The organism is Ferrovum sp. PN-J185, from assembly GCF_001581925.1.
GTDB lineage: Bacteria > Pseudomonadota > Gammaproteobacteria > Burkholderiales > Ferrovaceae > PN-J185.
Genome location: NZ_LQZA01000001.1, coordinates 1 through 11547, shown reverse-complemented (window position 1 = coordinate 11547; position 11547 = coordinate 1). Strand labels below are relative to the sequence as shown.

11 protein-coding genes and 4 tRNA genes are annotated in these 11547 nt (G+C 42.3%); 1 reads left to right on the top strand and 14 read right to left on the bottom strand.

All coding sequences use genetic code 11. From position 1 onward, the window contains the following. Positions 1 to 47 precede the first annotated feature (47 nt). From rpoB to FV185_RS00015, 13 genes are all read right to left on the bottom strand, one after another. Complete coding sequence (rpoB, locus tag FV185_RS00075; RefSeq protein WP_067492387.1) at positions 48 to 4118, bottom strand: DNA-directed RNA polymerase subunit beta; 4071 nt, start codon at positions 4116 to 4118, stop codon at positions 48 to 50. 126 nt (positions 4119 to 4244) lie between these two features. Continuing rightward, positions 4245 to 4628 carry a 50S ribosomal protein L7/L12 gene (gene rplL, locus FV185_RS00070; RefSeq protein WP_067492385.1) on the bottom strand — a complete coding sequence of 128 codons (384 nt, stop codon included), beginning with the start codon at positions 4626 to 4628 and terminating at the stop codon, positions 4245 to 4247. A gap of 15 nt (positions 4629 to 4643) precedes the next feature. After that, positions 4644 to 5171 (bottom strand): 50S ribosomal protein L10, encoded by a 528-nt coding sequence (rplJ, locus tag FV185_RS00065; protein WP_067492383.1) that lies wholly within the window; start codon positions 5169 to 5171, stop codon positions 4644 to 4646. A 234-nt stretch (positions 5172 to 5405) separates the two neighbouring features. Next, positions 5406 to 6104, bottom strand: a complete 699-nt coding sequence (rplA, locus tag FV185_RS00060) for a 50S ribosomal protein L1 (protein ID WP_067492381.1) — start codon at positions 6102 to 6104, stop codon at positions 5406 to 5408. Beyond that, positions 6104 to 6538 (bottom strand): 50S ribosomal protein L11, encoded by a 435-nt coding sequence (gene rplK / locus FV185_RS00055; protein WP_067492378.1) that lies wholly within the window; start codon positions 6536 to 6538, stop codon positions 6104 to 6106. Before rplK ends, rplA begins: the two co-directional genes overlap by 1 nt. A 68-nt stretch (positions 6539 to 6606) precedes the next feature. Next, positions 6607 to 7140, bottom strand: a complete 534-nt coding sequence (gene nusG / locus FV185_RS00050; protein WP_067492376.1) for a transcription termination/antitermination protein NusG — start codon at positions 7138 to 7140, stop codon at positions 6607 to 6609. After that, a complete protein-coding gene (secE, locus tag FV185_RS00045) occupies positions 7140 to 7505 on the bottom strand; it encodes a preprotein translocase subunit SecE (protein WP_420710395.1) in 366 nt (121 codons plus the stop codon). Before secE ends, nusG begins: the two co-directional genes overlap by 1 nt. A gap of 18 nt (positions 7506 to 7523) precedes the next feature. Further along, a tRNA-Trp gene (locus FV185_RS00040) sits at positions 7524 to 7599 on the bottom strand. Positions 7600 to 7667: 68 nt separating this feature from the next. After that, positions 7668 to 8858 (bottom strand): elongation factor Tu, encoded by a 1191-nt coding sequence (gene tuf, locus FV185_RS00035; RefSeq protein WP_067492371.1) that lies wholly within the window; start codon positions 8856 to 8858, stop codon positions 7668 to 7670. 69 nt (positions 8859 to 8927) lie between these two features. Then, positions 8928 to 9002, bottom strand: a tRNA-Thr gene (locus tag FV185_RS00030). Between the two features lie 22 nt (positions 9003 to 9024). Beyond that, positions 9025 to 9098, bottom strand: a tRNA-Gly gene (locus FV185_RS00025). 42 nt (positions 9099 to 9140) lie between these two features. Next, positions 9141 to 9225: transfer RNA gene (locus FV185_RS00020), tRNA-Tyr, on the bottom strand. Positions 9226 to 9332: 107 nt separating this feature from the next. Then, entirely contained in the window at positions 9333 to 9755 is a 423-nt protein-coding gene (locus FV185_RS00015; protein ID WP_067492369.1) for a GtrA family protein, read from the bottom strand. A 59-nt stretch (positions 9756 to 9814) separates the two neighbouring features. Between FV185_RS00015 and FV185_RS00010 the strand changes: the two genes are divergently transcribed. Continuing rightward, complete coding sequence (locus tag FV185_RS00010; protein WP_082786960.1) at positions 9815 to 10780, top strand: glycosyltransferase family 2 protein; 966 nt, start codon at positions 9815 to 9817, stop codon at positions 10778 to 10780. Positions 10781 to 10871: 91 nt separating this feature from the next. On the opposite strand, the gene FV185_RS09615 is transcribed toward FV185_RS00010, so the two are convergent. After that, on the bottom strand, positions 10872 to 11547 hold a 676-nt coding region (locus tag FV185_RS09615), incomplete at its 5' end, for a hypothetical protein (RefSeq protein ID WP_197457688.1).

Here is an 11547-nt window from a genome sequence, read left to right as displayed (position 1 = left end):
ATGCCACGAGGCCTACCATGATGTCATCGTCAAATAATGCAAACCTATTAATTTCTTTCTAAATCGATATCAATACCTAGTGATCGAATTTCTTTCACTAACACATTGAACGACTCAGGCATTCCTGCAGAAATCTTATGCTCACCTTTAACGATGTTTTCATAAACCTTAGTACGTCCTGCCACATCGTCAGACTTAACGGTTAACATTTCTTGTAATGTATAGGATGCGCCGTAAGCCTCAAGTGCCCACACCTCCATTTCACCAAAGCGCTGACCACCAAACTGCGCTTTACCGCCAAGAGGTTGCTGTGTCACCAAACTGTAGGGTCCGGTAGAACGAGCGTGCATCTTGTCATCAACCAGATGATGCAATTTCAAGATATGCATATAACCCAAGGTCACAGGACGATCAAAGCCTTCACCGGTGCGACCATCAAACAGACGCATTTGACCGTTTCTTGGTAACCCTGCTAGTTCCAACATATCCTTGATTTCATCTTCTGTGGCGCCATCAAAAACAGGAGTTGCAAAAGGCACACCTTTTCTTAAGTTAGTGGCCAATTCCATTACTTGATCAGCATCAAGATCAGCCAACTCTTCTTGTTTACCCGTGCTGTTATACACGCGCTCCAAGAATTGACGCATTTTAACGGCATCAGTTTGTTGATCAATTAACTGACCAATTACATGACCCAAGCCTTTTGCAGCCCAACCCAAATGGGTTTCTAGGATCTGGCCCACGTTCATACGTGATGGTACGCCCAATGGATTTAATACGATATCAACAGGAGTACCATTCGCTGTAAAAGGCATATCTTCAACGGGAACTATCTTTGAGATCACCCCTTTGTTACCGTGACGACCAGCCATTTTGTCCCCAGGTTGGAGACGGCGTTTAACAGCCAAATACACTTTAACCATTTTTTGGACGCCAGGTGGCAATTCATCACCCTGGGTGAGTTTTCTACGTTTTTCATCAAAGAACGCATCAAATTCTTTTCTCTTCTGATCTAAGCTGTCTTTCAACTGTTCTAGCTGTAACTGTGCGTCATCTTCGGCAAGACGAATATCAAACCAGTCATAACGACCAATCTCACCCAAATAAGCTTTAGTAATCTTAGTGCCTTTGGCTAGTTTTTTAGGTCCGCCTTTAACTGTTTTACCGATTAACAAACGCTCGATACGACCAAATGTATCATTTTCAACAATACGTAACTGATCACCTAAATCTTTCTTGTATTGAGATAATTCGTCATCAATAATTTGTTGTGCTCTGGCATCGCGATCTATTCCTTCACGAGTAAACACTTGAACACCAATCACTGTACCAGACATACCGGATGGAACGCGTAAGCTAGTGTCTTTTACATCAGAGCTCTTTTCACCGAAGATAGCACGTAATAGTTTTTCTTCAGGAGTGAGTTGCGTTTCACCTTTTGGTGTGACTTTACCCACCAATACGTCGCCTGCTTCTACTTCCGCACCGATGTAAATAATGCCTGAGTCATCTAAACGACCTAGCATTCTCTCTGATAGATTAGAAATATCACGGGTGATTTCTTCAGGACCTAGTTTTGTATCGCGGGCTACCACAGACAATTCTTCAATATGAATTGAAGTAAAGCGATCTTCAGCCACAATACGCTCAGAAATTAATATTGAATCCTCAAAGTTAAAACCATTCCATGGCATGAATGCCACTAATAAGTTTTGACCTAAAGCCAATTCACCCATATCTGTTGACGCCCCGTCTGCAATGACGTCATCGCGAGCAATGACATCACCCACTTTAACGATTGGACGTTGGTTAATATTGGTGTTTTGGTTAGAGCGGCGATATTTAATTAAATTATAGATATCAACACCCACTTCGCCTGCTTGGGTTTCATTATCATTAACACGTACCACGATACGGGAAGCATCAACATAATCAACCACACCGCCACGACGAGCCTGTACAGTAGTACCTGAGTCAACCGCAACAGTTCTTTCAATACCCGTTCCAACTAAAGGTTTCTCTGCGCGTAAACAGGGCACTGCTTGACGCTGCATGTTTGAACCCATCAACGCACGGTTTGCATCATCGTGCTCCAAGAACGGAATCAATGAAGCTGCCACAGACACAATCTGCGCTGGCGCAATATCAATATGAGTGACGCGATCAGGTGTTGCTAAAGTAAATTCGTTATGGTGACGACAGGATACCAAGTCGTCAACAAAACGGTTCTTATCATCTACCGCTGCGTTCGCTTGGGCAATGACATAGCGACCTTCTTCAATGGCAGATAACATCTCAATCTCATCAGTTACTCGGCCATTTTCCACTTTACGATAAGGTGTTTCCAAGAAACCAAACTCATTGGTTCGCGCATACAATGCCAAGGAGTTAATCAAACCAATGTTAGGACCTTCAGGTGTTTCAATTGGACACACACGACCATAATGAGTAGGGTGTACGTCACGCACCTCAAAACCTGCACGTTCACGAGTTAAACCACCAGGCCCCAAGGCCGACACACGTCTTTTATGTGTGATCTCAGACAGTGGGTTAGTTTGATCCATAAACTGTGATAACTGACTTGAACCAAAAAACTCTTTAATCGCAGCAGAAATCGGTTTGGCATTGATTAAGTCGTGAGGCATAAGATTCTCAGACTCAGCCTGAGACAATCTTTCTTTTACGGCACGTTCAACACGCACTAAACCTGATCTAAATTGATTTTCTGCTAATTCACCTACAGAGCGAACACGACGATTACCAAGGTGATCGATATCATCAATTTCACCGCGGCCGTTTCTTAGTTCAACAAGAATTTTAATAACCGCAACAATATCATCATTAGAAAGTACGGCTGAACCGGTTAGTTCATTGCGACCAACACGACGGTTGAACTTCATACGACCGACAGTTGATAAGTCGTAACGCTCTTCACTAAAGAATAAGCCTTGGAATAGCGCTTTCACTGCTTCTTCGGTAGGCGGTTCACCTGGGCGCATCATACGGTAAATTGCTACTCGCGCTGCCATTTGATCAGCTGTATCGTCAACACGTAATGTTTGAGAGATATAAGGACCCTGATCCAAATCATTGGTGTAAATGGTCTTAAACTCTTTTACTCCGGCTGCATTCAACTTTGTGAGAGTAGCTTCAGTAATCTCATCGTTAGCCTGGGCGATTAACTCACCTGTTTCAGTATCAATAATATTGTGAGCAATAGCGCGACCTAAGAGAAAATCTTCAGGCACTTCAATACGTTTCAATCCCGCTTGTTCCATTTCACGAATATGCTTAACTGTAATTCGTTTATCACGAGGAACAATAACTTTACCTTTAGCACTAATATCAAAACGTGCTACATCACCACGTAAACGCTCAGGAACTAGTTCCATGGAAATGGTGTTCTTATCCATCTGGAAGCTATCAAACGCAAAGAATGACTCAAGAATCTGTTCAGGCGTATAACCTAACGCTTTTAGCAGAATAGTCACTGGCATCTTTCTGCGTCTATCGACGCGGAAATACAAATAATCTTTTGGATCAAACTCAAAATCCAACCATGAGCCACGATAAGGAATAATTCTGGCAGAAAATAATAACTTGCCTGATGAGTGCGTCTTACCACGATCATGTTCAAAGAATACACCAGGGCTACGATGTAACTGAGAAACGATGACACGCTCAGTACCATTAATGACAAAAGACCCATTCTTTGTCATCAAGGGAATTTCACCCATATATACTTCTTGCTCTTTCACCTCTTTCACAGTAGGTTTAGAGGCTTCACGGTCCATGATTTTTAATCGGACACGTGCACGTAGCGGTGAAGCGTAAGTCATACCACGCTGCTGACATTCAATCACATCAAAAGCAGGGTCGCCTAACTGATAGCTTACATACTCCAAACTGGCATTACCAGAATGGCTAATAATTGGGAAAATAGAACGAAAAGCGGCCTCTAAGCCTTGGCTTTTTCTATTGTTCGGGACAACTTCCGCTTGCAAAAATTCTGAATATGAATCAAGCTGAGTAGCAAGCAAAAACGGAACTTCGAGAATGCTTTGACGTTTGGCAAAACTTTTGCGAATACGTTTTTTCTCGGTGAATGAGTAACTCATGTTATCTCCACGTCATTGTGACAAATGCGTACGGCGACCCCTCAAAAGAGACCGCCGCTAACCAGGCTGCTTTAACTTCAAGCTAAATGGATGGCGCCCCATCCATCTTGCCCACATATTTCCAAATTACTTAATTTCGAAAGTGGCGCCAGCTTCAGCCAATTGTTTACCAATTGCATCAGCGTCAGCTTTTGAAACACCTTCTTTAACTGGTTTTGGTGCACCATCAACCAAATCTTTAGCTTCTTTCAAGCCAAGACCTGTGATTGCACGAACCACTTTAATTACGTTAACTTTGTTGTCGCCAGCGCTTGCGAGAATAACGTTAAACTCGGTTTTCTCTTCAGCAGCGGCAGCACCTGCGCCAGCAGCAGCAGGGGCAGCGGCAACTGCAACAGCAGCAGCAGCTGAAACACCAAACTTCTCTTCCATGTCTTTAATTAATTCAGACAATTCGAGAACTGTCATGCCAGCAATTGCATCTAAAATATCTGCTTTACTTAATGCCATTTTAAAACTCCTTAATTAAACAGTAGCTTGTTTTTGATCACGTACAGCGGCTACGCCACGTACAAACTTGGCCGGAACTTCGTTGAGCGTCTGCACAAATTTCGCCACCGGTGCCTGCATGGTACCCATTAACTTAGCAATGAGCTCCTCACGACTTGGCATCGAAGCAAGATTAGCAACATCTTTGGGTGTCATGACATAATTTGCCATCGCACCACCCTTGATAATCAACTTATCGTTTTGCTTGGAAAAATCATGCAATACTTTCGCGGCCGCAACAGGGTCATCTGAAATACCGTATACCAATGGTCCGATCATTTGTTCGGACAACATGGCAAACGGGGTATCAGTAACCGCACGACGCACTAAGGTATTTTTCAGAACACGAAAATACACTCCCGAAGCCCTGGCCTTGGCTCTTAAAACAGTCATGTCGCTGACTTCCATTCCGCGATACTCTGCCAGAATGATAGATTTCGCGTTGGCAACTTGGCCTGCCACTTCAGCAACTACCGCTTTTTTCTCTTCAAGATTAAGACTCAAGGTCCGTCCTCCTTACCAGAATTACAGAATCACACCATTGTGATTCCAACCACGGCGACCTTTATTTCAGGGCTCTAGTGCTCAACAAGCCACCAATACTACTAGACCTTCAATCAGGGACCGCCATCTGCGTAGGCTGTTTTACAACGATTAAACTCTTTCGAGTCCCTACGGTCTTTGATGTCCAGCTGAATTAATGTCTTAATTCAGCCGCCCAAAGTTCTTTCTACTGTATTAACTCGCTGCTACAGATGAGTTGTCCACACGGACACCTACACCCATAGTGCTTGATACAGAAATCTTTCTTAAATACACACCTTTTGCTGTGCTAGGACGCGCACGTGTTAACGCACCTAACAGAGCTTGAAAATTCTCTTCTAGCGCTTCTACGCTGAAAGAGGCGCGACCGATTGAGCAATGTACTAAACCTGCTTTATCTGTACGGTATTGAACTTGACCTGCTTTAGCGTTAGCCACAGCACCTGCTACATCAGCAGATACTGTACCCACTTTAGGATTTGGCATTAATCCACGTGGACCTAATACTTGACCCAATGGACCGACAATTCTCATGGCATCAGGGGTGGCAATAACCACATCAAAATCCATAAAACCGTTTTTAATTTTTTCAGCTAAATCATCAAATCCTACATGCTCAGCACCAGCTGCTTTTGCTTTCTCAGCATTTTCACCTTGCGCAAATACAGCTACTCGCATAGTTTTACCTGTACCTCTAGGTAATACTACTGAACCACGAACTTGTTGATCAGATTTCTTTGCATCAATACCCAAGTTAATTGCTACGTCCACTGATTCGTCAAATTTAGCAGTAGCTGTTTTTTTAACTAATTCTAGGGCGTTATTGATGGGATAGACTTTTGTACGGTCCACTTCAGCCAATAAGGCTTTTACTCGTTTTGATTGACGTGCCATTATTTAACCCCCTCAACTTCGATACCCATACTGCGAGCGCTACCTGCAATGGTTCTAACAGCAGCATCCATATCAGCAGCTGTTAAATCTGGCATTTTAGTTGTAGCAATCGCTTCGGCTTGAGCACGAGTTAATTTACCCACCTTATCGGTATGAGGCTTAGCACTTCCTTTAGTTACACCAGCGGCTTTCTTAATCAAGATTGTGGCCGGGGGCGTTTTCATTACAAAAGTAAAGCTTTTATCTGCATAAGCAGTAATCACTACCGGAACAGGAAGACCTGGCTCCATGCCTTGTGTCTGCGCATTAAATGCCTTACAAAATTCCATAATGTTGAGACCGCGCTGACCTAGCGCTGGACCTACGGGTGGACTTGGATTGGCTTTCCCCGCAGGAATTTGTAGCTTGATGTAGCCTACAATTTTCTTTGCCATAATAGCTCCTTAAGATGGGTTCGAACGGATCTTTTAATGACCCTCCCCGTTAATTAACCCTAATTTAATTAGGACTTTTCTACCTGACCAAATTCCAATTCAACAGGCGTTGCACGCCCAAAAATAAGAACTGATACACGTAATTTGTTTTTATCGTAATTCACTTCTTCCACATTGCCGTGGAAATCTGTGAAAGGACCGTCTTTAACACGCACTGACTCACCCACTTCAAAAAGAATTTTAGGACGTGGCTTCTCCACACCCTCTTGGACCTGATGCATGATCACATCCACTTCTTTATCAGTAATAGGTGATGGCTTATTAGCTCTTCCACCGACAAAACCAGTCACTTTTGGCGTACTTTTAACCAAATGCCAAGTTTCATCTGTCATATCCATTTGCACTAAAATATAACCAGGGAAAAACTTACGCTCACTAATGCTTTTTTGGCCACCCTTCATCTCAACCACTTCTTCGACGGGGACTAAAATTTGCCCAAACTGGTCTTGCATACCGGATCGAGCAATGCGCTCAAGAAGAGCCTTTTGTACGCTCTTCTCAAATCCTGAATAGGCATGCACTACATACCATCTCATTGTCATCACTCAGTCCGCCCTAATAATCGTTGAACCAATGCCAGCAAACCCCAATCAACTAGCCATAGGAATAACCCCATCGCTACAACCAGAGCGAATACAACCAGCGTAGTTTGATAAGTTTCTTTTTTGCTCGGCCAAACTACACGTTTTGTTTCTGCAATTGCATCTTGTGAGAAACGAAAAAATTCTTGACCTGATACGGTGAACCAAGCTACCACAGCACCTAAACCTAACCCCACCAACACAGACAGCACGCGAAATAACAGCGCGTGTTCTGACAACTGATAGTATCCAATTAGTCCTGCTGCTACCAATATCAAAGCAAAAGAAAACTTAAGCTTATCTGCCATTAATTTTAATAATCCTATCTTATGCTCACGCACATTTGGCAGGCCAGGAGGGCCTCGAACCCCCAACCTACGGTTTTGGAGACCGTCACTCTGCCAATTGAGCTACTGGCCTGTAACCACTACAACTTAAGGTGAGTGTTTAAAACGACAAACACCCACAGCTTCTTCACTTAAGTACTTTTACTCAATAACTTTAGCGACCACACCGGCACCTACCGTACGGCCACCTTCACGAATTGCAAAACGCAATCCTTCTTCCATCGCAATCGGTGCAATCAATGTTACCGTTACCGATACGTTGTCTCCAGGCATCACCATCTCGGTGCCTTCTGGCAATTCAATCGCACCCGTTACGTCTGTAGTACGGAAGTAAAACTGTGGACGATATCCTTGGAAGAATGGTGTATGACGTCCACCTTCTTCTTTCGACAATACGTAAATCTCAGCAGTAAATTTAGTGTGCGGAGTAATTGAACCTGGTTTCGCCAACACTTGACCACGCTCAACGTCTTCACGCTTGGTACCACGTAATAACACACCAACGTTATCACCTGCTTGACCTTGATCCAATAACTTACGGAACATCTCAACACCAGTACATACCGTCTTCTGGGTTGCCTTCAATCCCACAATCTCAATCTCTTCACCAACCTTGATCACACCGCGCTCAACACGACCAGTCACCACAGTACCGCGACCAGAAATAGAGAACACATCTTCAACAGGCATCAAGAATGCACCGTCAATAGCACGCTCAGGATCAGGGATATAGGTATCCAATGCTTCAGCTAAACGCCAGATAGCAGGTTCACCAATCTCAGATTGATCACCTTCCAAGGCTTTCAACGCACTACCAATAACGATCGGTGTGTCATCACCTGGGAAGTTATATTTAGATAACAACTCACGAACTTCCATCTCAACCAGTTCCAACAACTCTTTGTCGTCAACCATGTCGGCTTTGTTCATGAATACAACAATGTATGGCACGCCTACCTGACGGGCTAACAAAATATGCTCACGGGTTTGTGGCATAGGACCATCAGCTGCAGATACCACCAAAATAGCACCGTCCATCTGGGCAGCACCAGTAATCATGTTCTTCACATAGTCAGCGTGGCCTGGACAGTCAACGTGAGCATAGTGACGGTGATCCGTCTCATACTCAACGTGCGCCGTATTAATCGTAATACCACGTGCCTTCTCTTCTGGCGCCGAATCAATCTGATCGTAACTCTTCGCCTCACCACCATACTTCTTCGACAACACAATCGTTAACGCCGCTGTCAAAGTCGTCTTACCATGATCCACGTGACCAATCGTCCCCACGTTTACGTGCGGCTTCGTACGTTCAAACTTACCCTTCGCCATATCAGTTTCCTTAACAATACTCAGCTTATTTGGCTGATCAAAAGTTAATAAAAAGAGTTATCAATGCCTTGGAGCCCATGACCAGGATTGAACTGGTGACCTCTCCCTTACCAAGGGAGTGCTCTACCACTGAGCTACATGGGCTCTGTTTACCCAAAACACTACCTGGAGCGGGTGAAGGGAATCGAACCCTCGTCGTAAGCTTGGAAGGCTTCTGCTCTACCATTGAGCTACACCCGCATAAATCCTGCAAAAACACTTAAATCAATCATGCTAAAAGCATGGTGGAGGGGGAAGGATTCGAACCTTCGAAGGCAGAGCCGTCAGATTTACAGTCTGATCCCTTTGACCGCTCGGGAACCCCTCCAAATGAACCAATTATTGTGTACTAATTAGGGATGTCTTGTCAATGAAAGTTATGAAAATTTCTAAAATAATCATTAAGTTCGCTTAGAAATATTTCATTTTTTTGAATTATTGCTTAAAAACCCACCATCTTGAGGCGATATAATTAAAAAACATTCCGCCTAAGGAGCCAATTGCTACAGCAAGTGCCGGATATATTTTGGCTGTAGTAACACTCATTATCATTATGATGTATAAGCTATTGTTTATAATAGCGCCAACTGAGTTAGCTAAAAAATAATGCACCCATTCATTAACTAAACTTTTATTGTATTGATACTTAAATGTATAGCGCCTATTTATTATCCAAGTAACAGTTACTGCTAATAAGAAGCTAAATACCTTGGCTAATACTAATCCCATTCCCCAGAATTTACTCAATATCGTCACCACACCTGCGTCCACAATAAAACCACAGGTACCTGCCACAATAAAAGAAAAATAATGCTGTTTATTTAGTTTGTGGGGCTTATTGATTAGCGTTTTATCCATAATTACCTATATTTATTAATAGGTATAATACCTAAACAATAACCACAAAAGTGAATGGAATGATCCCTACATTATCTTTAATAGTCCCAATGCATAATGAAGCAGGGAATATTGACACGCTTTACCAACGATTAGCGAATGTTCTATCGCCGTTATCTGTTTCATGGGAAATGATTTGCATTAATGACGGCAGCACCGATGACACGCTTAATGAGTTATTGAAAGCACAACGTATTTACAAAGAGATTTGTATTATTGATTTGACTAGAAATTTTGGTAAAGAAGCAGCTTTATCTGCAGGTCTTGATTTCGCAAAAGGAGAGGCAGCCATTCCCATTGATGCCGACCTTCAAGACCCACCAGAAATTATTCCACAAATGATTGAATTATGGCGCAAAGGGTTTGAAGTAGTATTAGCCAAAAGAAAAACTCGTACTGGTGATTCTTTTGTTAAACGCAACACTGCCCATTTATTTTATCGAATCATTAATAAACTAAGTGAAGTAGATATTCCACAAGACACGGGTGACTATCGACTGATTTCACGACCGGTAATCAATGCCTTGAAACAACTACCAGAGCGCAGACGATTCATGAAAGGTTTATTTGCTTGGGTGGGCTATAAAACGGCGGAAATAGAATATGAAAGACCAGAACGCTTTTCTGGTACATCAAAGTTCAATTATTGGAAATTATGGAACTTTGCATTAGAAGGAATTACTTCTTTTAGCGATGCACCATTAAAGATCGCATCATATCTAGGTATTATCATATCCTTACTTTCCTTTGTTTATGCTATAAAAATAGTAATAGATACATTATTGTTTGGTAATCCCGTCAAAGGCTATCCATCATTAATAGTCGCCATTTTATTTTTCTCAGGAGTGCAACTGATAGCATTAGGAATTATTGGGGAATACTTAGGAAGAATTTATGCAGAAACCAAACAACGCCCTATCTATTTAATACGTGACATCTGGCCGTCTGAAGACATCACAGTATTTCAAAAAAATAAAGAGAATTAATTTAAGAAACGTTAAGTTAACAAATAAAAAAGTAAATTAGGAACAAGTAAAAAAAGTCCATTTATTCCAAATAACTTGAAAAAGCTACTTGTTAATTATTAAACTTAATGTAAATCGTTTTAAGCGAATCACCGTTAACAGATAATTTATTGACTGAATAAGCAATACTCTCACCTACAACGACATCACGATGATTATCGACAAAATCAGCAGCTGATTTCGTATCAGGAGTAATCATCAAACCACCCTTGTGTAACGATACATGATAAGAATCATTAATACCGTCATGAGCAAAACTAAAGACAGTAGATTTTAGTTCTTTTCCAGGTTCATGGAATACTTTATCAACGTTTTGTATAACCTGTAACTTCAATTCAGAACTATCCACTTGAATGTTATAGCCATGATCAACAAAGGGTTTAATACGTGGCTTCATGATAATTAATTGAGCTTTAGGAATCTTACGAACCAAACGATATTTAGCACCAAAATCACCTGATTTAAATACTAACGTATCAGAAGAAACAGGGGCAGTGCCAACCACAGAGTTGTCAGTGTTGACCGGTAATTGAATATTATTTGAATCATTCAAAGCCAACTCTTTGGCACTAACATCACCGCCATTGTCATTCTGGTTATTGGCTTGCTGTTGGCCACCGTTGCCGTTGTCACCTTTGTTGCCACCGGCGTTGTTATTGCCGCCACCATTCTGGTTATTGGCTTGCTGTTGGCCACCGTTGCCGTTGTCACCTTTGTTGCCACCGGCG

Excerpts from the sequence above, each read along its gene's own strand:
- rpoB (WP_067492387.1), bottom strand. The coding sequence starts at position 4,118 with ATGAGTTACTCATTCACCGAGAAAAAACGTATTCGCAAAAGTTTTGCC.
- rplL (WP_067492385.1), bottom strand. The coding sequence starts at position 4,628 with ATGGCATTAAGTAAAGCAGATATTTTAGATGCAATTGCTGGCATGACA.
- rplA (WP_067492381.1), bottom strand. The coding sequence starts at position 6,104 with ATGGCACGTCAATCAAAACGAGTAAAAGCCTTATTGGCTGAAGTGGAC.
- rplK (WP_067492378.1), bottom strand. The coding sequence starts at position 6,538 with ATGGCAAAGAAAATTGTAGGCTACATCAAGCTACAAATTCCTGCGGGG.
- nusG (WP_067492376.1), bottom strand. The coding sequence starts at position 7,140 with ATGACAATGAGATGGTATGTAGTGCATGCCTATTCAGGATTTGAGAAG.
- tuf (WP_067492371.1), bottom strand. The coding sequence starts at position 8,858 with ATGGCGAAGGGTAAGTTTGAACGTACGAAGCCGCACGTAAACGTGGGG.
- FV185_RS00015 (WP_067492369.1), bottom strand. The coding sequence starts at position 9,755 with ATGGATAAAACGCTAATCAATAAGCCCCACAAACTAAATAAACAGCAT.
- FV185_RS00010 (WP_082786960.1), top strand. The coding sequence starts at position 9,815 with ATGATCCCTACATTATCTTTAATAGTCCCAATGCATAATGAAGCAGGG.